Consider the following 23,542-nt stretch of genomic DNA (forward strand, 5'->3'; position numbering starts at 1 on the left):
GCGATACACTCGAACCGGTACCGAGCCATCTCCTGCCCATGCCATCTGTCCTTCGTATCGCTCTGCCGGTACCTCTTCCCACCCTCTTCGACTATCTGCCGCCGACTGCCGGCGAGGCGGATGTCGGCAGCCGCGTGCTGGTGCCGTTCGGCCGCGGCAAGGCGGTGGGTGTGGTGGTGGAAACCGAGGCCGCGGCCAACGTCGACAGCAAGCGACTCAAGCGCGCTTTGCGGGTGCTCGATCCTTCGCCCTTGCTCGACGCCGAGCTGATGGCCACGCTGGCCTGGGCCGCCGACTACTGGCTTGGCGCACCGGGCGAGGCTTATGCCAACGCCTTGCCGCTGCTGTTGCGCGAAGACAAACCCTTGCCGGAAACCCAGGAGCCCGTCTGGCAGTTGACGCACGCCGGCCGCAGCGCACTGGATGCAGGCAGCCGCCGGGGTGGCAGTCGGGCGTTGCTGCAAACGCTATCGGAGGGGCCGTTGTCGGTCACCGATCTGGACACTGCGGCCTTAGGCGACTGGCGCGCGGCAGCGCGACGGTTGAGCGAAGCCGGCCTGATCGAACGCGGCGAGCAGGCACCGCCGACCGCAACGCATCCTTCCATGCCTGCGCCCGCACTGCATCCGGAGCAGCAAGCCGCCGTACACGCGGTAAGCGAAGCCTTCGACCGCTTTCAGGCGTTCCTGCTCGACGGCGTCACCGGCAGCGGCAAGACCGAGGTCTACCTCGCGCTGATCGAACGCGCGCTAGCGCAGGGCAAGCAGGCGCTGCTGCTGGTACCGGAAATCGGACTGGCACCGCAAACCGTGCGACGCCTGCGCGACCGGCTCGGTGTGCCGATCGAGGTGTTGCATTCCAATCTCGCCGAAGGTGAGCGCGCGCGCGCCTGGCTGCGCATGCGCTCAGGCGAGTCCAAGGTGGTGCTGGGCACGCGCTCGGCGGTGTTTACGCCGCTGCCCCAGGCTGGCGTGATCATCGTGGACGAAGAGCACGACAGTGCCTACAAGCAGCAAGAGGGCTTTCGTTATCACGCGCGCGACCTGGCACTGGTGCGCGCGCGCAGTTTGAACGTACCGGTGCTGCTGGGCTCGGCCACGCCATCCCTGGAAAGCCTGGCCAATGTCGAAGCCGGTCGCTACCAGGCGCTGCACCTGCGTTCGCGTCCGGCCGCGTCGCGTCCGCCGCAGGTGCAGATCATCGACATGCGTGCGCAACGGCTGGAACACGGACTGTCGCCCGCGCTGTTGCACACCGTGAGCGAAACGATTGCGCGCGGCGAACAGGTGCTGGTCTTCCGCAATCGCCGCGGCTATGCGCCGGTCCTGCTTTGTCACGGTTGCGGTTGGCACGCGGATTGCCCGCGCTGCGAGCGTCCGATGACCTTGCACGCCGCGTGGCGGCGGCTGATCTGCCATCACTGCGATCACACTTCTCCCTTGCCGGCCAGTTGTCCTGCCTGCGGCAGCCAGGAACTGAAACCCCAGGGCCAAGGCACCGAACGCCTGGAAGAGGCGCTGACGGCGCATTTTCCGCAAACACCCGTGCTGCGCATCGACCGCGAAACTACGCGCCGCCGCGACGCCTTCGAACAATTGCTGGGCCGCCTGCACGCCGACGCACCGGCGATCCTGGTGGGAACGCAGATGCTGGCCAAAGGGCACGACCTGCCCAACCTCACCCTGGTCGCCATCGTCGGCGTGGACGAAGGCTTGCTGAGCGTGGATTTCCGCGCGGGCGAGCGATTGGCGCAGTTGGTCGTGCAAGTGGCCGGCCGCGCCGGCCGCGCGCAGAAGCCGGGACGCGTTTTGCTGCAGACCCATCATCCCGATCATCCGCTCTTGCGCAGCTTGCTTTCGCAGGGTTATGCCGCCGCCGCGAAGGACCTGTTGAGCGAACGCCGCCAAGCCCTGTTGCCACCTTACGCCCATCAGGTGCTGCTGCGTTGCGACGCGCACCAGCGCGACACGGTTGATGCGTTCCTCGGCGAAGCACGCGCGGCGTTGCCGGATACGGACACGCTGCAGATCGCAGGCCCCATGCCGGCACCGATGCCGCTGCGTGCGGGACGCCACCGCGGCCAGCTCCTGATCGAATCCGACCACCGCCGTCACCTGCATGCCGCTGTACGCCCCTGGGCGATGCGGCTTGCACAGCTCCCCGGCGCGCGCAAAGTGCGCTGGTCGCTGGATGTGGATCCGATCGATCTGTATTGATGCCGCCGCGATCGCTCACGCGGCGCCAGGCAACCCGCTCTCCGGCGCCAGCTTGCCCACGTGCTGCTCGCGTCCGTGAACGATGCTGAAGACCACCGGCACGAACAACAACGTCGCGCAGGTGGCGAACAGCAGGCCGCCGATCACGGCTCGACCCAGCGGCGAGTTTTGTTCCTGGGTGATTGCCATCGGCAGCATGCCCAGGATCATCGCCAACGCCGTCATGCACACGGGACGGAAGCGCGTGAAGCCTGCTTCGAGCGCGGCCTTCATCGCGTCGCCGTGTTCTTCCAGGCGCTCGCGCGCAAAACTCACCACGAGAATCGAGTTGGCCGTCGCCACGCCCATGCACATGATGGCGCCGGTGAGTGCGGGCACCGACAAGGTCGTGTGCGTGATGAACAACATCCATACAATGCCCGCCAGCGCTGCCGGCAAAGCGGTGATGATCACAAACGGGTCCAGCCACGACTGGAAGTTCACCACGATCAGCATGTAAATCAGCACGATCGCGCCGAGCAGTCCGAACAGCAATCCGGAGAACGCGGTGTTCATCGCCGTCACCTGCCCCAGCAGGCGGATGATCGAACCCTTGGGACGGTCTTTTGCCGCGGCATCCAGCACGCGCTGGATGTCGTCCGACACGCCGCCCAGATCCCGCCCTTGCACCGCCGCGTAAATATCGAACGACGGTGCGATGTTGTAGTGAGTCACCACCGCCGGACTGGCCGTGCGCGTGATGGAGGCCAGTGCACCCAGGATCTGCTTCGCACCGGTGGCCGATGACGTGATCGGCAGGCTTTCCAGCTCTGCCAGGGTATCCATGCGATATTGCGGCGTCTGCGCGACCACGGCGTAGGAAACGCCATTGGCGTGATTGAGCCAGAACGTGGGAGCAACCTGCAGGCTTCCGGCCAGCGAAGCCACCATGCTGTTGGTGACATCGTGCTCGGTGATGCCCAGTTCGTCGGCCCTGACACGGTCGACGTCGACGTTGAGTTGCGGCGTGCCGGTCGATTGCTGCAGGCGTACGTCGGCAATGCCCGGTATGACACTCATCGCACGCAACAAGCGGATGGCGTAGGCCTGATTGGCCTGGTTGTTCTCACCCGATATTTTTACGTCCAGCGGCGCCGGCGCACCGAAATTGAGAATCTGGCTGACCATGTCCGCCGGAAGGAAGGCGAAGGTGGTGCCGGGAAATTCGCGCGGCAACTTGGTGCGCAAGGTTTTCACGTAAGCGGCGCTCGGGTCGTGATCCGGCCGCAGCAGGACCTGGATATCGCCATCCTGCGGCCCGATCGTGCCGCTGTTGTTGTAGACCATGTTGGTGCCGCTGAGCGGCAGACCGATATTGTCGATGATGCCTTCGAGCTGGTCCGGCGGTATCACCCGGCGGATGGCCGCTTCGATGCCGTCGAATTCAGCGGACGTGTCTTCGATGCGCGTGCCTACCGGAGCGCGTACGTGGATGGCGATGGCGCCTTCGTCGGTGGTGGGGAAAAAGTCGCGACCCAAAAAGGGCACGAGCGCAAATGACACGACTACAAAGCCGAGAAAACCCAGTACGAATCGACGCCGCGACCCCAGCGCCATCGACAATGTGCCGTAGTAGCTGTCGCGAACCTGCGTAAAGCGGCGCTCGAAGCCTTGCTGAAACGCCACCAGCGCGCGGCGAAGATTTCCGCGCCTCATCGGCGGATGCTGATCGCCTTCGTGATGATTGATGTACGCGTCTTCGGGATGATCGCCGCGACCGCCCTCGAGGTTGTGCGGCTTGAGCAGATACATGGCCATCGTCGGCACCAGGGTGCGCGACAGTACGAACGACGACATCATCGCGAAGATCACCGCCAACGCCATCGGCCGGAACAGGAAGCCGGCGATGCCGTCGAGCATGAACATCGGCACAAACACGATGCAGATGCACAGCAAGGAAACGAAGGCCGGCGTGACGATCTGCTTGGCGCCATCCATGATGGCGTCGCGCACGCCCTTGCCCTGCTCCAGATGCCAGTTGATGTTCTCGATGGTCACGGTGGCGTCGTCCACGAGAATGCCCACCGCCAACGCAAGACCTCCCAGCGTCATCACATTCAACGTCTGCTTGAACGCGGAAAGCAACGCGATCGCCGACAGTACGGCCAATGGAATGGAGATGGCGATGATGACCGTGGAACGCCAGCTGCCCAGAAAGATCAGGATCATCACCGAAGTCAGGCAGGCGGCAATGATGCCCTCGCGCGCCACCGAACCGATCGCGCTGCGCACGAAGATCGACTGGTCGCCCATCAAGGTCACTTTCAAGCTGCGCGGCAGGGTTTCTTTCGCCAGCGGCAGGAGTTTCTTGATGCCCGCCACCACGGCGAGCGTGGATACGTCGCCGCCTTTCAGCATCGGCATCAATACGGCACGGCGCCCATCCACACGCACGACGTTTTCCTGCGGCGGCGAACCATCGCGCACGTGGGCCACTTCGCCGATGGTGATGGTGGCGCCGTCGACGGTCTTGATCGGAAGGCGGTTGAGTTCGTCGATGGCGCGCGGGCTGTCGTTGAGTTCGACGGTGTATTCGTCGTGGCCGATCTTCATGGTGCCGACCGGCACGATCTGGTTTTGTGCGGCCAGCGCATTGCTCACGTCCTGCGCCGACAGGCCCTTGGCGGCCAGCGCCTGCGGATCCAGATCCATCATGATCTGCCGCTGCTTGCCGCCATAAGGCGTGGGAATGGCGACGCCGGCTACCGATACCAGCGTGGGGCGCAGGAAATTCTGCGCGACGTCGCGAATCTTCTGTTCCGACAGCGTGGGACTGGACAACGCCATCTGCAGGATCGGAACAGTGGATGCGTTGTAGTTGATGATCTGCGGCGGCGTGATGCCCGGAGGCATCTGCTTGAGCACCGTCTGCGAGATCGAGGTGACCTGTGCGGTGGCGGTGCGGATATCCACGCCGGGCTGGAAGAAAATCTTCACCACGCCGATACCCGGCAACGATTGCGACTCGATGTGCTCGATGTCGGTCACCGTGGATGTCAGTTGCCGCTCGTAGTAATAGACCACGCGACCGGACATGGCGCTGGGCGACAGGCCGTTATACGTCCACACCACGCTGATCACCGGAATGCCGATGTTCGGAAAAATGTCCGTAGGAGTCCGCAAGGCGGACAGCGGCCCGACCAGGAGGATGAACAGCGCCAACACGACGAAGGTGTAAGGCCGTGCCAGCGCGATGCGAACTAGACCCAACATGGGAAGGGTTCCAGCGACCACGGTTGTAATGGAGTATCACGCAATTGCAGACCGAGCGTCATGCTTGAAAGCCACGACGCTCAACCCGCGCTTGCACCCAACGCCCGCCTATCCGGTATCGACCGGCTCAGCGAGCGTTCTTGCTGCTCTTTGTTTCGTCGGCCTGCGCCGTGGAGGCGGCATCGATGCCCGCCGCATTGCGATCCCATCCGCCGCCGAGCGCGCGGACCAGGTCCACGCTGGCTTGCAAGCGGCGGGTGCGGATCGTTTCGGCACGCTGCTGGGCGGACAGTGCCGCCGTCTGCGCGGTCACCACGTCCAGGTAATTGACGATGCCTTCGCGGTAGCGATTGGTGGCGATGTTCATGGTCTGCTGGGCGGCGGCGAATGCCTGGTCTTCCTGCTCGGCCTCGGTACCCAGGTCGTTCAACAGCACCAGATCGTCTTCCACTTCGCGGAAGGCATCGAGCACGGTCTGCCGATAGTCCGCCGACGCTTCGGCGAATTCGGCATGCGCCTCGCGCAACTTCGCGCGGCGCAAGCCGCCATCGAAAATATCCAGGGTGGCAAGCGGCCCAAGCGCCCAGAAGCGGTTGCCCATGGACAGCAGGCTGCCCAGCCCGGTGTTCTGGAATCCGTAACTGCCGGACAGGCTCAGATCGGGAAAGAATGCCGCGCGCGCCACACCGATGCCCGCGTTCGCCGAATACACGCGGCGCTCGGCCGCGGCAATGTCGGGGCGACGCTCCAGCAAGGTGGACGGCACGCCGACCGGCGTCACCGGCACGTTGAGCTGTTCGCGCTCGGGCGCAATCGAGAAACTCGACGCGGGTACGCCCACCAGGGCGGCAATGGCATGTTCGGTAAGCGCACGTTGCGCCGTCACATCCATGACCTGGGCCTGCGCGTCGTGCAGCTGCGTTTGCGCACGCGAGACATCCAGGCCCGATGCCACGCCGCCGCTGTGGCGGTTTTCGGTAAGCACCAGCGCGCGCTGGTAGGCGTTGAGCGTGTCTTGCAGAATGCCGACCTGGATGTCGTAACCGCGCAAACGCGCATAGTCGTCGGCCAGCTTCGCTTCCAGGCTCAGCTTGGCCGAAGCAAGGTCTGCCTTCGACGCTTGCGCCTGCGCATGACCCTGGCTGACTTCGTTGCGGACGCGGCCCCACAGATCCAGATCGTAGTCGGCTTCCAGGCCCACCGTATTGCTGTCGTACTCATCGGGCTGGTTGTTGCCGCGCAGCGGACGGTTGTCGGACTGACGATCTCGTTGCGGGTTGGCAATGGCGCCCAACTGCGGAAACAGGCCTGAGCTGAGCTGGCTTTCGAACGCGCGCGCGGTGTCGTAGCGGGCCAGGGCTGCGGCGAGGCTGGGGTTGTTGGCATCCAGCCTGGTTTCAAGCTTGGACAAGGTGTCGTCGTGGTAGATCGACCACCAGTCGCCGCGCGAAAATTCATCGGCTGGCGCCGCCGCTTTCCACGCCGTGCCGCCTTCCTTGTAACTGGCAGGCATCGGCGGCAGATTCGGCGCGTGATACGTGGGCGCGAGCGAACAGCCGCCCAGCAGGAACGCGGCAGCCAGTGCGGCAAGACGCCACTCAGCGTGCCGAGTCACGACTTTTCTCCGAGGAGCCATCCTGCGCGGCCAGATTCTGGTCGGTGTTGTCGGCATCGACACGCACCTTGTCGCCGTCCATCAGCGAATCCGGCGGGTTCTCGATCACTTCATCGGTCGCCTTCAATCCCTGATCGATTTGCAGTGTCGTGCCAAGGTCCACCGCAATGTGCACCTCGTGCAAATGGGCGCGCCCATCCGGACCCAGCACGGCGACCTGCGCGCCACGTGAGCGGAAAATCAGCGCACTGGCCGGTACGCTCACCAGATTGGGATTCACCGGCAGATTGAGTTGCACATCGGCGTAATCGCCGGGCTTGAGCGCGCCGTCGTCGTTGGTCGCAACGAACTGCGCGAGCAGGCTGCCCGAGGTCTGGTTGATGGCATCGGAGCTGCCGACCAGGGTTGCCTGGAACGTACGGCCCGGCAATTCGGGCACGCTCAAGGTCACCTTCATGCCCGGCTTGATGCTGTCGGCATTGACCTCCGGTACCGACACGTACAGGCGCATGCGGTTGGTATCGGCCACGGTGAACAGCTCCGGCCCGCTTTCGCTGTTGGCGGTAATCAGGTCGCCCACGTCGGTGCGGCGTGCGGTAACGGTGCCGTCGAACGGCGCAACGATCTTCTTGAATGCTTCCAGTGCGTTCAACCGATCCACGTCGGCCTTGGCCGCCAGTACGGTGGCCTGGGCCGCTTCGGCCTCACCGCTTTTCTCGTCGGCTTCCTGCTTGGATACCGAATCGGAAGACAGCAGGTGCTGCCAGCGCCTGGAAGTAATGTTGGCGAGGTTCGCATCCGCCTGTGCCTTGGCGAGCACGGCCTTGGCCTGCTCCAGCTGCTGGTCCAGTTCCGGCGTGTCGATCGTGGCCAGCACGTCGCCGGCTTTGACCTTGTCGCCGATGTCCTTGTACCAGGCCTTGAGGTAGCCGCCCACGCGCGCGTGAATCGGGGCGCTATCCCAGGCTTCCAGATGGCCCGGCAAGGTGATGGCGTGATCCTTGGCCGGATCCATCGACGGAGCCAGGCGCACACTGGGAATCAATTGCGCGTCGGTCCATTGCACCAGCTCGTGGTGCTCGTGGTAGCGAAGCGCAAGGCCGAAGATGACGGCGAACACGGCGAGCACGCCGCCGCCGATACCGACGGCCTTCAGGTGTGCCGGCTTCTGCGCGACTTGCACGGTGACGGGATTATGCGACATGGGGAAGTCCTGCAAGAGAATCCAGATTCGTAGCCGGCTGCTCGCGGCCGTGGACCATGCTGAAGACCACCGGCACGAACAACAGCGTTGCGCAGGTGGCGAACAACAGGCCGCCGATCACCGCACGGCCCAGCGGCGAGTTTTGCTCGTGCGCCAGCGCCATCGGCAGCATGCCGATGATCATGGCCAGGGCCGTCATACATACCGGACGGAAGCGGGTGAAGCCGGCTTCCAGCGCCGCCTTTACCGCATCGCCGTGTTCTTCGAGGCGTTCGCGCGCAAAGCTCACGACGAGAATCGAGTTGGCCGTTGCCACGCCCATGCACATGATGGCGCCGGTGAGCGCTGGCACCGACAAGGTCGTGTGCGTGATGAACAAGATCCACACGATGCCGGCAAGCGCTGCCGGCAGCGCGGTGATGATCACGAACGGATCCAGCCACGACTGGAAGTTCACCACGATCAGCATGTAGATCAACACGATCGCGCCTAGCAAGCCGAACAGCAGGCCGGAGAACGCCGTATTCATCGCCGTCACCTGGCCGAACAAGCCCACGGTGGAACCCTTCGGGCGATCCTTGGCAGCCTGGTTGAGCACGTTCTGGATGGCGCTGGCCACCGAACCCAGGTCACGCCCCTGCACCGCCGCGTAAATATCGAACGAAGGCGCAATGTTGTAATGCGTAACCACCGCCGGCGTGGAGGTGCGCTTCACCCTGGCCACCGCGCCGAGGATCTGCTGTGCGCCGGTACCCGAGGAGGTGATCGGCATGCTGTCGAGGTCGGCCATGGTGTCGGAGCGATACTGCGGCGTCTGCGCCACGATCGGATACGACACGCCATTGGAAGGATTGAGCCAGAACGCCGGCGCAACCTGTGAACTGCCCGCGAGCGTGGATACCATGCTGTTGGTGACGTCGCGTTCGGTAATGCCCAGCTCGTCGGCACGCACGCGATCGACATTCACATTCAACTGAGGCGCGCCGTTCGATTGCTGCATGCGCACGTCCGCAATGCCGGGAATGCTGCGCATCTTGCGCATCAGTTCGATGGCGTAGGCTTCGTTGGCGGCGGCATTGCGACCGGACACCTTCACATCCAGCGGCGCCGGTGCGCCGAAATTGAGAATCTGGCTGGCCATGTCGGCCGGCAGGAAAGCAAACGTGGTACCCGGGAATTGGCGCGGCAACACCTCGCGCAGCTTCCTGACGTACCCATCGACCGAATCGTGATCGGGCTTGAGCAGCACCTGGATGTCGCCATCCTGCGGCCCGATCGTGCCGGTGTTGCTGTAGACCATGTTGGTACCGCTGAGCGGCAGGCCGATGTTGTCGATGATGTTGTCGAGCTGATCCGGCGGCACCACCTGGCGAATGGCCGCTTCGATGCGGTCGAACTGCGCCGCGGTGTCCTCGATGCGCGTACCTACCGGTGCACGCACGTGGATGGCAATGGCGCCGGCCTCGGTTTCCGGGAAGAAATCGCGTCCCAGGAACGGTACCAGCACGAAGGAAACGAGCACCACGGCGAGAAAGCCCAGCACGAAGCGGCGGCGATGATCCAGCGCCAGCGACAAAGTGCCGTAATACGCTTCGCGAATGCGCGAAAACCGATGCTCAAAGCCCTGCTGGAATGACACCAGCGCACCGCGCACGACACCGCGCTTCACGGACGGATGCTGGTCGCCGACGTGATGATTGATGTACGCGTCTTCCGGATGGTCACCCGGCTCGCCCTCCGCAAAGTGCGGCTTGAGCAGATACATCGCCATGGTCGGCACCAGGGTGCGCGACAGGATGAACGATGAAATCATGGCGAAGATCACCGCCAACGCCATCGGCCGGAACAGGAAGCCTGCGATGCCGTCGAGCAGGAACATCGGCACGAACACGATGCAGATGCACAGCAGCGATACGAAAGCCGGCGTGACGATCTGCTTGGCGCCGTCCATGATCGCCGTCTCCACGTCCTTGCGTTGCTCCAAGTGCCAGTTGATGTTTTCGATCGTGACCGTGGCATCGTCGACGAGGATGCCGACGGCCAGCGCGAGGCCGCCCAGCGTCATCACGTTGAGCGTCTGCCCGAATACCGACAGCAGCGCGATGGCCGACAGCACGGCGAGGGGAATGGAGACCGCAATGATCACGGTCGAGCGCCAGCTGCCCAGGAACACCAGGATCATCACCGAGGTCAGGCAGGCCGCGATGATGCCTTCGCGTGCCACCGAAGAGATGGCGCTGCGCACGAACACCGACTGGTCGCCCATCAGCTTCAGTTTCAGCGAGGGCGGCAAGGTTTCCTTGGCCAGGGGCAGCAGCTTCTTGATGCCGGCCACGATCGCCAGCGTCGATACGTCGCCACCCTTGAGCATGGACATCAACACGGCGCGATGGCCGTCCACGCGCACTTCATTGGTCTGCGGCGGCGAGCCGTCGCGCACGTGGGCCACTTCGCCGATGGTGATGGTGGCGCCGTTCACGGTCTTGATCGGCAGGTTGTTCAACGCTTCGACGGCGCTGGGGCTGTCGTTGAGATTGACCGTGTATTCGTCGTGCCCCATCTTGATGGTGCCGACCGGAATGATCTGGTTCTGCGCCGCCAGCGCATTGCCCACGTCCTGCGCGGACAAGCCTTTGGCCGCCAGCGCCTGCGGATCGAGATCGAGCATCACCTCACGGTTCTTGCCACCGTACGGAGTGGGAATGGCCACGCCCGCCACCGACACCAGCATGGGACGCAGGAAGTTCTGCGCCACGTCGAGAATCTTCTGTTCCGACAGCTTGGAGCTGGACAGCGCCATCTGCAGAATCGGCACCGTGGAGGCGTTGTAGTTGATGATCTGCGGCGGCGTGATGCCCGGGGGCATCTGCTTGAGCACCGTCTGGGAAATCGAGGTGACCTGCGCGGTGGCAGTGCGAATGTCCACGCCCGGCTGGAAGAAGATCTTCACCACGCCGATGCCGGGCAGCGACTGCGACTCGATGTGCTCGATGTCGCTGACGGTCGAGGTGAGCGAGCGCTCGTAGTAGTAAATCACGCGGCCGGACATGGCCGCCGGCGACAGACCGTTGTAGGTCCACACCACGCTGATCACCGGGATGCCGATATTCGGAAAGATATCGGTCGGCGTGCGCAAAGCCGCCAGCGGCCCCACGATCAGAATGAACAACGCGAGGACGATAAAGGTATAAGGGCGCGCAAGCGCAATTCGAACCAGACCCAACATGCAGCCGCTTCCAGCATATGTGGACAATGGCGCGATTATCCGGATTGCCGCACCGCAGCACCTTTCGCAGGCATGAAGATTGTTTAATGAAAGTCCGACGGTGTTCCCGCCAGACCTGCGCGGATGCCGTCAGCTGGCGGCCTGCAGCGGGCAATCCATGCCCATGCGGGTGCCGGTGCCACCGCCATCGATGCTCAGCTCAAAGTCATGCAGCTTGGCTATCGCGGCCACGATGCTCAGGCCCAGGCCGTGACCGGAGCCGTCCCGGCTGCTGTCCCCGCGATAAAACCGCTGCCAGACGGCGTGACGGAGCTCTTCCGGAATGCCCGGTCCGCTGTCGGCCACCTCGATGTGGGCTCGGCCGGCGTCGCCCAATGCTGCCGACAGGGTTACCGTTCCGCCCGCCGGGGTGAACTTGATCGCATTGCCGACCAGGTTGCCCAGCGCCTCGAACAGCAGGTCCGGGTCGGCCTGTACGACCAGGCCGGGCTCGGCGTGAAGGTCGAATTGCAGTTGCTGGTCTTCGGCGAGCGGCGCGTACAGCTCGTAGACGCGCTCCAGGGTTTCGCCGAGATCCACGGCGACGAAACCTTCGCGCCGGCGGCGATCCTCCAGTTCGGAAATACGCAGCAGCGCACGAAAGCGCGCCAGCACCTCGTCGACGTCGGACGCGCAGCGCTCGATCAGCGAGGCGTGCGGATTGTCCTCGCTCAACTCCTGCTGCACGCGATAAAGCTGGGAGCGCAGGCGGGTGAGCGGCGTGCGCAGATCGTGCGCGATGTTGTCGCAGACGCCTTTCACTTCGCCCATCAGCCGCTCGATCTGGTCGAGCATGTCGTTGACGATGGCGGCGAGCCGGTCCAGCTCGTCGCCGCGGTTGCTGACCGGAAGGCGCTGGCGCAGGTCGCCGCGCATGATCGGCTGGGTAGCCGACTCGATCTGCCGTATGCGCCGGCGCGGGCCGCGGTTGAGGATCAGGCCGCCGATGAGACCCGGCACCAGGGTGAAGGAGAAGCCCCACCACAAGGCATGCAAAATGATCCCGCCGACGCGCGCGGCGATGCGCGTGGTATGCGCCAGGACCAGGACTTCGCCATTGCCCAGGCGCGTGGCGATCACCGAGAGCATGGGCGTCGGCGGCGCAAACGGTCCGCTGATCACCTGCTCGGTAGGCATGCGCACCGAATCCGAATCGATGGCCAACCCCGAGGGAAACTGCAAGACGTCGCCATAGAGCCATTTCTTGTGGCTATCGAACAAGCCCCAGGCGTTGTAGTTGGTGCGCTCGAGAATCACGTAATCGTGCAGCGCGAGCAGCATGTGGTCTTCGTCCAGGCTGCGCAGGTAGGTAATCTGCTGCTTGAGCTGCAGGTCCGTGCGCGTTTCCAGGTAATGCCGCGTTTCCCAGTAGATATAGCCCAGCAGCACCATGCCCCAGATGACGAAGAACACGCCATAGGCCAGCAACAGACGCGAGGTCGTGGCGCGCCAATGGATCGACAGGTTTCTCGCGGCAGGACTAGCCAAGACGGTACCCCGATCCACGCATGGTGCGGATCAACGAGGCCTCGCCATCGTTATCCACTTTGCGGCGCAGGCGCGCGATGTGCACGTCGATCAGGTTGGTGCCGGGATCGAAACGCAGGCCCCACACGCTTTCGAAAATCATCGCGCGAGTCAGCACCTGTCCCGGATAGCGCATGAGGAATTCCAGCAGGCGATATTCGGTGGGCAGCAACGTGAGCTCGCGGTTGCCGCGGCGGGCCGTGCGGGAAATCATGTCTAGTTCGAGGTCGGCCACGCGAAGCTTGGTTTGCGCGGGCTGCTCCTGGCGGTGCCGGCGCAGCAGCACTTCGATGCGCGCCGCCATTTCGTCCGGCGCGAAAGGCTTGGTGAGGTAATCGTCGCCGCCGGCGCGCAGCCCACGCACGCGCTCGTCGACGTCGCCCAGCGCGCTGATCATCAGCACGGGCGTGGTCACGCCGCGTTCGCGCAGTTGCTTGACCAGGGTAAGCCCGTCCATCCCGGGCAGCATCAGGTCCAGGGTGATCGCGTCGAAGTGCGGCTCCAGCGCCCGCTCGAAACCCCGCTCGCCATCGTGCACGCGTTCGGCGCTGATGCCGTGCGCAGCCAGCTCCAGCACGATCTCGCGCGCGGTGATTTCGTCGTCTTCGATGACCAGGATGTGGGGCACGTTCCGTCCGGCTATGACTTCTCCAGCCGGGACTTAAACACAAAACGGCCTCCACGAGGGAGGCCGTTGCAAACGCTGCGTTGGAGCGACTTCAGGCGGCGAACAGGCCGCGCATCTTCTTCATGGCGTTGGCTTCGACCTGGCGAATGCGCTCGGCCGATACGCCGTACTCGTCGGCCAGATCCTGCAGCGTGGCCTTTTCTTCATTGAGCCAACGGCGCTGGATGATGTCGCGCGAACGCTGATCCAGCTTTTTCAACGCGCTGGAAAGCGTTTCCAGCTGGTTGTCGGTCTGGTCGGCATCGGCCACGTTCTCGTACGGGTCGGCACCTTCGTCGATCAGGAAGGCTTCCGGTGCGGGCTTGGCATCCTCGTCGGCATCGGCGGGAGCTTCGAAGCCGATGTCGCGGCCGGAGAGACGGGATTCCATCTCGCGCACCGTGGCTTCGGGCACGCCCAGATCCTGGGCAACCACGCGCACTTCCTCGGCGTTCATCCAGCCCAGGCGCTTCTTGCTCTTGCGCAGGTTGAAGAACAGCTTGCGCTGCGCCTTGGTGGTGGCCACCTTGACGATGCGCCAGTTGCGCAGGATGAACTCGTGCATTTCGGCACGGATCCAGTGCACGGCAAAACTGACCAGGCGAACGCCCTGGTCGGGATCGAAACGCTTTACCGCCTTCATCAGGCCGATGTTGCCTTCCTGGATGAGGTCGGACAGCTGCAGGCCATAACCGTTATAACCGCGCGCCACGTGGACCACGAAACGCAGATGCGACATAACCAGCCTGCGGGCGGAGGCAAGGTCTTCCTCCGACTGGTAGCGGCGGGAAAGATCTTGCTCTTCTTCCTGGCTCAACACCGGAATGCGGTGAACAGCCGAGATGTAGGCATCCAGACTGCCAACGACGCTGGGAACCGGCAGATTAGCCGTCGCCAAGGCTTGAGACATGTTGGAACCTCCTGATACTTGGGGTCAGCTTAGCACTCTGGTACTTGGAGTGCTAAAGGCGTCGAGAGTTCCGGCGCCTTTTGTGTACCGAATAGTACATGAATGCCCCGGCCTTGTCCATTCCCAGTGGTTGCCCAGGGGAAGGGTTTCAAGCATGACTTCGGGCAGGGAGGCCCTTGGGTTACACCCCAGGCTCAACCGGCGAGCTGCTCCCGGGGCGGCAGCGACCAGTCGATGGGCTGTTGCCGGTTCTGCTCCAGGTAACGGTTGGCCGCGGAAAAGTGCCCGCAGCCGATGAAACCGCGGTGGGCGGAAAGCGGCGAGGGATGGACGGATTTCAGCACGGCGTGGCGCCGGGTATCGATCAGCTGGCCTTTGCGCTGGGCATAGGAGCCCCAAAGCATGAAGACGATACCCTCGCGCTCACGGTTCAGGGCATCGATGGCCGCATCGGTGAAACCCTCCCAGCCTTTGCCTTGGTGCGAGGCAGCCTGGGCTTGCTCGACCGTGAGCACCGCATTGAGCAGCAGCACGCCCCGGTCCGCCCATGGCGTAAGACACCCGTGGCCGGGCGGCGAGATGCCGAGGTCGCGCTGGATCTCCTTGAAGATATTCACCAGCGAAGGCGGCGCCGGAACGCCCGGACGCACCGAAAAGCAAAGCCCGTGGGCCTGGCCCGGCCCGTGGTACGGATCCTGCCCCAGGATCACCACGCGCACCGACTCGAACGGCGTATGCGCAAAAGCGTTGAAGATCTCCGGCCCAGGCGGATAGATCACCTTGCCGTTGTGCTTCTCCGCACGCAGGAACTCCGACAGCGCCCGCATTTCGGGGCGTTGCAGGTAATCGCCGATGCGCTCCTTCCACGAGGATTCGAGCTTGATGCGTTCTTCGTCATTCATTCCGCCTGCCCTGCTTCTTCACGCGCACGCAGATGCTGCGCCACGCGCAATTGAAACAGAAGCTTGGTCACCAGCAAACGCTCCTCGACCGGCTTCTCGACCAGGTCGTTGGCCCCGGCGCGAATCAGCGCGGCCTGGTTGTCGGGGTTTTCGTCCCCCGTCATCACCAGCACCGGCAGCTTGCCCTTGCCGTAACGAAATTCGGTGCGGATGAACTTGAGCAGATCGCCACCCGTCAGCTCGCCTTTCAGGCTGACGTCGGTAAGCACGACGTCGGCGCCTACGGTGCCTTGCGCACGCTCCGCTTCCAGCATCGCCAGCGCATCTTCCACGCTGACCACGTGTCGCACGGTAAGGCCGATCTTTTCCAGCATGCGGCGGGTGGCCAGGGCCACCACGCGGCTGTCTTCCACGTAGAGCACCACGCCCTCGGCGGAGCTCTCCGGCCGCACGTAGCCGCGAATGAATTCGGCCAGAGCCTGGAACCCCAGCGACTTGTCGAAATAATCGGTAACGTGCTCGCCCAGGACGCGGCGATGCAGGCGATCGTCCACGTCGCCGGACACCACCACGATCGGCACATAGGCCTGCGAACCGGATTCGCGCACGTGGCGCGCCAGCTCAAGCCCGTCCACGTCGGGCAGGCGCAACGCCACGGTGATGAAGTCGAACACGCCTTCGCCGAGCAGTTGCTGCGCTTCGCTTCCCGTTCCGCATCCCACGACTTCGGCCTGCGGCAACTCAGTCTTCAGCACGCGCGTGATCAACTGGCGGACGACTTTGGAGCCGTCCACCACCAGCACGCGCGGCGCGGCGCTGAGGTCGCGGCTGCTGATGCTTGCACTCATCAAGAAAACCCCACCATCCCGGTCAAGCGTAGCTTCCGTGCCCACGCGTCGACGGGCACCCCCTGCGCCCGTTTGGCTCATCCATCATGCACCAGAGTAGCGGTGTTGGGTTGCGAACGACTTCACCACCCGCCGAATCCGCTCAAACGGCTTGCCGCAATTGCCAGGCACTGACCAGCCGCGCACCCAGCCAGCCCAGGCAGGCCGCGGCGAACGGCACCGCCAGCAGCAGCCACGGCGGCAATCCGCCCACCTGCAGCTTGCCGCCATAGGCCTGGCTGAGGCGCCCGACCGGTTCGGCCAGCGCGAACTCGATCGCCAGGGCCAGCCCCACCGCCAGCAGACCACTGAACAGGCCGTACCAGATACCCGCGTACAGATAAGGGCGGCGCACGAAGGCGCGACTGGCGCCAATCAACTTCAGCACCCCGATTTCATCGGCGCGACTGGTGATGTCCACGCGCACGGTGTTGCCGACCACCAGCAGCACCGCCAGCGCGAACAGTGTGGCCAGGATCAACACCGCGCGGTTGCCGACGCCCAGCAAGGCATCCAGGCGCTGCCGCCACGTGCCGCTGTCTTGCACCACGTCCACGCCCTGCATCGAACGCAGATCGTCGACGAGGTGACTGGCCGCATCGGCGGAGATGCCGTCCTGCGGCTGCACTTCCAATACATAAGGCAGCGGATTGTCGTCCAGCGCATGCAGCGAATCGGAGAAGCCCTGCATTTTGCTCAGCTCGTCCAGCCCCTGCTGCGGGGTCTTTACCGCGACACTCGCCACGCCGTCGTGTTGCTCCACCTGTTTGGCCAGCAATTGCGCATTGCCGGCGACCTGGTCGGACTTCAGAAACACGCTGATCACTTGGTTGCGACCCAGCGCATCGCCCAGCGATTGCACATTGGAAAGCAACAGATAGAAAGCCAGCGGCAAGGCCAGCGCCAAACCCATTACGGCGATGGTCAAGAGGCTGCCGACCGGCTTGACGGCAAGGCGGCGCAAACTTGCCGCGGCGCTCCAACCATGGTGCTCGCGCCAGCTCGACAACGGATGGCGATGGCTGCGCTCGCTGCGTACGGGAGCTTGAACTTCGTTGGGTGCGGTCACAGCACTTCCTCCGCTGACACATCCGCAACCAGGCGCCCGTGATCCAACACGACCACGCGTTTTCGCATGCGCTTGATCAACGGCAGGTCGTGGCTGGCGACCAGCACGGTGGTGCCAACCTGCTGGAACTCCGCGAACAACTCCATGATTTCCACTGCAAGCTGAGGATCGAGATTGCCGGTTGGTTCGTCGGCGATCAGCACGCTCGGCTTGGCGACGATGGCACGCGCAATGCCGACACGCTGCTGTTCGCCAGTGGAAAGGGACGCCGGCAACTGGCGCTCGTAATCGAGCAGGCCGACTTTCTCCAACGCGGCACGCACGCGCCGGCCGCGTTCCTGCGGCGCAATGCCACCGATCACCAGCGGCAACTCGACGTTGGCAAACACCGTGCGATCCATCAGCAGGCGATGATCCTGGAACACCATGCCGATACTGCGGCGCAACTTGGGGATGCCGGACTGGCCGATCTTGGCCAGGCTTTGCCCGTCCAGCGTGACGTGCCCGTGCGAAGGGCGTTCGATCAGCGCCAGCAACTTGAGCAAGGTGCTCTTGCCTGCGCCGGAGTGGCCGGTCACAAAAGCCATCTCGCCCTTGGCGACTTCGAACGTAAGCTGGGAGAGGGCTTCGTGCCCCCCTTCATAGCGCTTGCTGACTTGATCGAAGCGGATCACCGCGTCCCTCACCCTTGAACGTCAATGGCGGGAAGGATAAGGGATGGCTTGATGTTGTGCGCGCCTTTGCTCATCGCCTCGCCACTCGTTTCCGACGGCGAGGCGATCTCGATTCAGCGGCGGCTGAACAGTTTTACCAGGCGGCGGAAGAAACCCTGCTTTTTTGCCGCAGGCGACTCGCCGGAAGGCGATTGCGCCACAACCTGCCGCGACGGGCGGTTGCTGCCCGCGGCGGGAGTCGCTGCCTGGTTGGCGGCCACCTCCACACCGGGCGCTGCGTCCGGCCGGCGCCGGCCGCGTCCGCCGCGACGACGACGGCGCTTAGCCTCGCCGGCCACTTCGCCTTGCGGCTGTTCAGAAGGCGCAGGTGCGGACTGAGCCGGGCTGTTCACCGCATTTTGTTCGGCACGCGGCTTGCGCTGGCGATCCTCGCGGCGACGCTCTTGCGGTGCGCCGGAACGCTCCCCGCTACGACTGCGACTGCCACGGCCATTACGGTCACGCGAGCCACCCGACGGTTTGTCTCGCGACACGACCTTGTCGCCGAACGCAGCACTGTCGGCCGCCGCATCCGCCGCGAACTGCGCGTCGATCTGCTTGGGCTCCGGCATCGCCAGCAACTCCGGCCCGATGGCCGCAGTGGGAATCTTCTGCCCGATGTATTCCTCGATATCCGGCAGGGACATCGCATACAGGTCACAGGCGAAGCTGATCGCATCGCCTTCGGCGCCAAGGCGCGCGGTGCGACCGATGCGGTGCACGTAGTCTTCGGCATCCTGCGGCAGGTCGTAGTTGAAGACGTGGCTGACCGCGGGAATGTGCAGGCCGCGCGCGGCGACATCCGTGCAGACGAGGATATCCAGCTGACCGTCCTGGAAGCGCTGCAGCAGCTTCTGGCGCTTCAGCTGCGGCACGTCGCCGGACAGCGCGCCGACACGATAGCCCTGGCGCTTTACCCGGTCGGTGATCTTCTCGGCCGCCGCCTTGGTATTGACGAAGATGATGCTGCGCTCGGCCTTGGTTTGATCCAGCAGGTTGAGCAACAGCGGCATCTTCTCTTCCTTGGCCGGGAAGTAGACCAGCTGGCGCACGCGGTCGGCGGTGACGTTGTCGGTTTCCACCACCAGCTTCTCGGCGTTGTGCATGTGCTCGTAGGCCAGCTCGAGCACGCGGTGCGAAAGCGTGGCAGAGAACAGCAACACCTGGCGCTGCTCGCGCGCCGGCAGCCGACGGAAGATGAAGCGCACGTCCTTGATGAAACCCAGATCGAACATGCGGTCGGCTTCGTCGACCACCATTACCTCGACGCCGTTGAAGCCGAATACGTTCTGCTTGTGGTAGTCGAGCAACCGGCCCGGCGTGGCGATGATGATGTCGCAGCCGTCCTTGAGGAGTTGGCGCTGCTTGTCGTAATCGACGCCGCCGTAGATCAGCGCGGTGCGCAGCCCGGCATAGCGGCCGATGTTCTTGGCATCCTTTTCGATCTGGATGGCCAGCTCGCGAGTCGGCGCGATCACCAGCGCGCGCGGATCGGAATCTTTCCGCTCGGCCACCGCCGGCTGGCTCAGCAGGCGATTCATCAGCGCGACCAGGAAGGCGCAGGTCTTGCCGGTGCCGGTCTGTGCCTGGCCGGCGACGTCGCGGCCGGTCAGCGCAACCGGCAGAGTCAGTGCCTGGATCGGCGTGCAGCGTGCAAAGCCGGCTTCGTCGAGGCCTTTTTGCAGCAGCGGGTGCAAGTCGAATTGGGTGAAGAAGGTTTCTGTGAGGACGGTTTGGGACATGAATGGGAGTCTGGTGCGGGCTGGCGCGGAACGCCCTGCCCGGTCCCGCGGTCAGTCTGGCAACCTTGGGACGGGTGGATGGATGCGGTGCGCTCTACAGCTGCACCGAAAGGCGCCACGTCCCGCCGGCATAGGTGAATGGGCTCGCGGAGCCACCTCACCTATGCCAGCCGGACCTGCCGCCCTGCCCTTGAATCGCTTGAATCGCGTCCCGACTTACGCTGGAATGGAACCCTGCCGCAACGGCACCGCTTCCATTCCCGGACCGACCCGCGCCTCATGGGCATTTCTATAGTGTAGCTGATGATCGGCACGCGGTCCTAAATCCCCCCTACCCGCCTACCTCGGAGACCACGGTGAGCGAACTTATCAGTCACGTGAGCGACGACGCCTTCGACCAGGAAGTGCTGAAGTCCGATACCCCCGTTCTGCTGGATTTCTGGGCCGAATGGTGCGGCCCCTGCAAGGCCATCGCCCCGACCCTGGAAGACCTTGCCAAGCAGTACGAGGGCAAGTTGCGCGTGGTCAAGCTGAACATTGACCACAACCAGAAAACCCCCCGCACCTATGGCGTGCGCGGCATCCCGACCCTGATGGTGTTCAAGAACGGCAAGGTGGAAGCCACCCAGATCGGTGCCGTCAGCAAAGGTCAGCTGGTGCAGATGATCGACAAGGCGCTCTGAGCGCCATCGCAGTTCGCCTCGCTGCGCATGCCCTTTACGGAGCTGCGCGGCGAGTGCTAGATTCGTCAAGTCGGGGCTGTCCTGCCCCCTCGCGCGCTCCGCGCAACGCTCGTCCTCCCTCCTGTCATCAACGGCGCCCCGTGAGGTTTGCCCGTGTCCGATATCGAAAGCAAAGTTCCGTCCGACGCCAATAGCGCCGAAGCCAAACCCGTGAGTGAAGCACCTACCCGCACACGTTCACCGCGACGCTCTGCCGCCAATGCCGGTTCGGCCGCTGAAAAACAGCAGCCGCCGGCGGAAGTGTCGGCGCCGCCCGTAGATCGCCCGGCGCCCGAACGCACCGAGTCGGCGCTGCCTCCGTTGCCGCCGCCTCCTGCCCAGGAGTCGCTGCGCTACGGCAATGGCAATGGCAATGGCAATAACGGCAACAGCCAGAACACAGAGTCCCAGGAGCCACGCGAAAACGCGCAAGGCGGCCAGAATGGGCAAAACAATGGCGGCCAGAACCCCTATCAGGGTCAAGGCAACAACGGCCGCAACGATCGCAATGACCGCAACCGCCGCCGCCGCCACGAACGCGGCGGCCAGCGCCCGCAGGGTGGTCCGGGTGGCGGCGGCCAGCCGCGCAACCCGCACGGTTTGCCGGTGGACGACGAGAACGCGGATATCGGCAGCAACGACCGCGTCATCAATCTCACCGAGCTGAAGCGCAAGAACCCGGTTCAGCTGCTGGAGTTCGCCGAGTCGCTCGGCATCCAGGAAGGCGTCGCCCGCCAGCGTCGCCAGGATGTGATCTTCAATATCCTCAAGGCCCACGCCCGCTCCGGCGGCGGTATCTGGGCCGAGGGCGTGCTGGAAATCCTGCAGGACGGCTTCGGCTTCCTGCGTTCGGCCGACGAGTCCTACCTGGCCGGCCCGGACGACATCTACGTGTCGCCCAGCCAGATCCGCCGCTTCAACCTGCGCACCGGCGACTACATCACCGGACGCGTGCGTCACCCGAAGGAAGGCGAGCGCTACTTCGCGCTGCTGAAGGTCGACGACATCAATGGCGATCCGCCGGAAGCATCGAAGAACAAGATGCTGTTCGAAAACCTCACGCCGCTGTTCCCGCGCAAGGCTTTCAGGCTCGAACGCGGCAATGGTTCGAGCGAGGACATCACGGGACGTATCCTGGACCTGGTTGCGCCGATCGGCCGCGGCCAGCGTGGCCTGATCGTGTCGCAGCCGAAATCCGGTAAGACGATGATGCTGCAGAACATCGCGCAAGCCATCACGTACAACCATCCGGATGCGCATCTGATCATGCTGCTGATCGATGAACGTCCGGAAGAAGTGACGGAAATCGCCCGCACGGTTCGCGCCGAAGTGATCAGCTCCACCTTCGATGAACCCGCCGTGCGCCACGTGCAGGTGGCCGAAATGGTGATCGAGCGCGCCAAGCGCCTGGTCGAGCACAAGAAGGACGTGGTGATCCTGCTCGATTCGATCACCCGCCTGGCCCGTGCCTACAACACCGTGGTGCCCAGCTCCGGCAAGGTGCTTACCGGTGGTGTGGATGCGAACGCGCTGCAACGCCCGAAGCGTTTCTTCGGCGCCGCGCGCAACGTGGAAGAAGGCGGTTCTCTGACCATCATCGCCACCGCGCTGATCGATACCGGCAGCAAGATGGACGAGGTGATCTACGAAGAGTTCAAGGGCACCGGCAACATGGAAGTGCACCTGTCTCGCCGCATCTCCGAAAAGCGCGTGTATCCGGCCATCGACATCAACCGTTCCGGCACGCGCCGCGAGGATCTGCTGATCGAACCGGACTTGCTGGCGAAGATCTGGATCCTGCGCAAGCTGCTGCATCCGATGGACGAATTGGCAGCGATGGAATTCATGCTCGACAAGATGAAGAACACCAAGTCCAACGACGAGTTCTTCAATTCGATGAAGCGTTGATTTCCTGCAGCGCGTAAACGACAAAAGGCCGCCCGGCAGAATCGGGCGGCCTTTTTGCTAGGGCCTGTTAGCACTATTTTCGTAGCTCGCGTTGTCGTTGAGCGGCCGTCAGGTGGTAGTGCGCGGCACTGACTTGGCTGGCGCGCAAACAGCTCCCGGCGCGGGCCACGAAAATAGTGCTAACAGGCCCTAGTCGCATCACAATCGGGCGAGATAGGGGCCAGGATCCACGCGTTCGCCGCTGCGGTGAATTTCAAAATGCAGATGCGGCCCGGTGGAACGCCCGGTCGATCCGACCTTGGCAATCTGTTGCCCTGCCTTCACGTTCTGCCCTGCTTTTACCAGCAACTTTGAGTTGTGCGCATAGAGCGTTTCGAAGCCGTTGTGATGGTTGATCACCACGACGTTGCCATACGAGCGATCACCCGAGGATCGAACGACGGTACCCGCAGCGACCGCATACACCGGCGTACCCGCGGGAGCCGCCAGGTCGATGCCTCGATGAAAAACGTGTCCCTTGCCGAGCGGATTGCGGCGACGGCCGTATTCCGACGAGATGCGGGCCAGCGCCACCGGAACGTGGGTTTCCATCCGGTGAAACTTCGCCACTTCGTCCTCCGGCATCGGCTCTTCCGTATCCGAAGTGATCTGTTCGCCCTGGGCTGGTACGTGAAGGTCGGTCGATGCGCCGTAGAGGCGCGTGAGCGTACGGAAATAGCCTCCCGGCTCCATCGTCGCAGGATCGGCGTCGTGGGCTGCTGTCGCGTAGGTGCGCCTGGAAACATTGGCTTGCGAAAGCCACGACTTCTTCGGCACCTGCAGAAAATCGGGCTTGCCTTCCGCGCCGAGCGCGCCTGCGCCTGCCTGCGGTGCACTCGCTTGCGCCGCCAGAACGGTGCCCGCCGCGAGCCATACTGCCAATGCGCTGCCGGCCATGGCTGGC

General features: G+C 63.9%; 16 protein-coding genes. 3 read left to right on the top strand and 13 right to left on the bottom strand.

Going from position 1 to position 23,542, the window contains the following annotated elements:
- Nucleotides 1-38 precede the first annotated feature (38 nt).
- Nucleotides 39-2,216 carry a primosomal protein N' gene (locus ISS99_RS03235; protein ID WP_204630150.1) on the top strand — a complete coding sequence of 726 codons (2,178 nt, stop codon included), beginning with the start codon at nucleotides 39-41 and terminating at the stop codon, nucleotides 2,214-2,216.
- A 15-nt stretch (nucleotides 2,217-2,231) separates the two neighbouring features.
- Here the strand turns inward: ISS99_RS03235 and ISS99_RS03240 are convergent, their stop codons facing one another.
- The 12 genes from ISS99_RS03240 to ISS99_RS03295 form a co-directional block, all read right to left on the bottom strand.
- The gene (locus ISS99_RS03240; RefSeq protein ID WP_204630151.1) at nucleotides 2,232-5,468 is read right to left on the bottom strand and encodes an efflux RND transporter permease subunit; all 3,237 of its coding nucleotides are present in this window, start codon (nucleotides 5,466-5,468) and stop codon (nucleotides 2,232-2,234) included.
- Nucleotides 5,469-5,595: 127 nt separating this feature from the next.
- Nucleotides 5,596-7,083, bottom strand: coding sequence for an efflux transporter outer membrane subunit (locus ISS99_RS03245; RefSeq protein WP_284343844.1), 1,488 nt, complete (start codon nucleotides 7,081-7,083; stop codon nucleotides 5,596-5,598).
- On the bottom strand, nucleotides 7,067-8,287 hold the full coding sequence (locus ISS99_RS03250) for an efflux RND transporter periplasmic adaptor subunit (RefSeq protein ID WP_204630153.1): 1,221 nt from the start codon (nucleotides 8,285-8,287) through the stop codon (nucleotides 7,067-7,069). Before ISS99_RS03250 ends, ISS99_RS03245 begins: the two co-directional genes overlap by 17 nt.
- Nucleotides 8,277-11,513: an efflux RND transporter permease subunit gene (locus tag ISS99_RS03255; protein WP_204630154.1), complete on the bottom strand. Its 3,237-nt coding sequence runs from the start codon at nucleotides 11,511-11,513 to the stop codon at nucleotides 8,277-8,279. Before ISS99_RS03255 ends, ISS99_RS03250 begins: the two co-directional genes overlap by 11 nt.
- A gap of 129 nt (nucleotides 11,514-11,642) precedes the next feature.
- Entirely contained in the window at nucleotides 11,643-13,040 is a 1,398-nt protein-coding gene (locus ISS99_RS03260) for a sensor histidine kinase (protein WP_239537618.1), read from the bottom strand.
- Entirely contained in the window at nucleotides 13,033-13,707 is a 675-nt protein-coding gene (locus tag ISS99_RS03265) for a response regulator transcription factor (protein ID WP_204630156.1), read from the bottom strand. The genes ISS99_RS03260 and ISS99_RS03265 overlap by 8 nt, the downstream gene beginning before the upstream one ends.
- Before the next feature lie 91 nt (nucleotides 13,708-13,798).
- The gene (gene rpoH / locus ISS99_RS03270; RefSeq protein WP_204630157.1) at nucleotides 13,799-14,656 is read right to left on the bottom strand and encodes an RNA polymerase sigma factor RpoH; all 858 of its coding nucleotides are present in this window, start codon (nucleotides 14,654-14,656) and stop codon (nucleotides 13,799-13,801) included.
- Nucleotides 14,657-14,850: 194 nt separating this feature from the next.
- Entirely contained in the window at nucleotides 14,851-15,558 is a 708-nt protein-coding gene (ung, locus tag ISS99_RS03275) for a uracil-DNA glycosylase (protein ID WP_204630158.1), read from the bottom strand.
- On the bottom strand, nucleotides 15,555-16,406 hold the full coding sequence (locus ISS99_RS03280; RefSeq protein ID WP_204630159.1) for a response regulator: 852 nt from the start codon (nucleotides 16,404-16,406) through the stop codon (nucleotides 15,555-15,557). The genes ung and ISS99_RS03280 overlap by 4 nt, the downstream gene beginning before the upstream one ends.
- A 142-nt stretch (nucleotides 16,407-16,548) precedes the next feature.
- Entirely contained in the window at nucleotides 16,549-17,514 is a 966-nt protein-coding gene (ftsX, locus tag ISS99_RS03285; protein WP_204630160.1) for a permease-like cell division protein FtsX, read from the bottom strand.
- Nucleotides 17,511-18,188, bottom strand: coding sequence for a cell division ATP-binding protein FtsE (ftsE, locus tag ISS99_RS03290; RefSeq protein WP_204630161.1), 678 nt, complete (start codon nucleotides 18,186-18,188; stop codon nucleotides 17,511-17,513). Before ftsE ends, ftsX begins: the two co-directional genes overlap by 4 nt.
- Before the next feature lie 113 nt (nucleotides 18,189-18,301).
- On the bottom strand, nucleotides 18,302-19,969 hold the full coding sequence (locus ISS99_RS03295; RefSeq protein WP_204630162.1) for a DEAD/DEAH box helicase: 1,668 nt from the start codon (nucleotides 19,967-19,969) through the stop codon (nucleotides 18,302-18,304).
- A gap of 356 nt (nucleotides 19,970-20,325) precedes the next feature.
- Between ISS99_RS03295 and trxA the strand changes: the two genes are divergently transcribed.
- Together trxA and rho are read left to right on the top strand one after the other, a co-directional pair.
- Nucleotides 20,326-20,652, top strand: coding sequence for a thioredoxin TrxA (gene trxA / locus ISS99_RS03300; RefSeq protein WP_204630163.1), 327 nt, complete (start codon nucleotides 20,326-20,328; stop codon nucleotides 20,650-20,652).
- A 153-nt stretch (nucleotides 20,653-20,805) separates the two neighbouring features.
- Nucleotides 20,806-22,599, top strand: a complete 1,794-nt coding sequence (rho, locus tag ISS99_RS03305; RefSeq protein ID WP_204630164.1) for a transcription termination factor Rho — start codon at nucleotides 20,806-20,808, stop codon at nucleotides 22,597-22,599.
- Between the two features lie 198 nt (nucleotides 22,600-22,797).
- Here rho and ISS99_RS03310 read toward each other — a convergent pair whose 3' ends face one another.
- Nucleotides 22,798-23,535: a M23 family metallopeptidase gene (locus tag ISS99_RS03310; RefSeq protein ID WP_204630165.1), complete on the bottom strand. Its 738-nt coding sequence runs from the start codon at nucleotides 23,533-23,535 to the stop codon at nucleotides 22,798-22,800.
- Nucleotides 23,536-23,542: the final 7 nt, after the last annotated feature.

It is taken from the genome of Dyella mobilis (assembly GCF_016904945.1).
GTDB lineage: Bacteria > Pseudomonadota > Gammaproteobacteria > Xanthomonadales > Rhodanobacteraceae > Dyella_B > Dyella_B mobilis.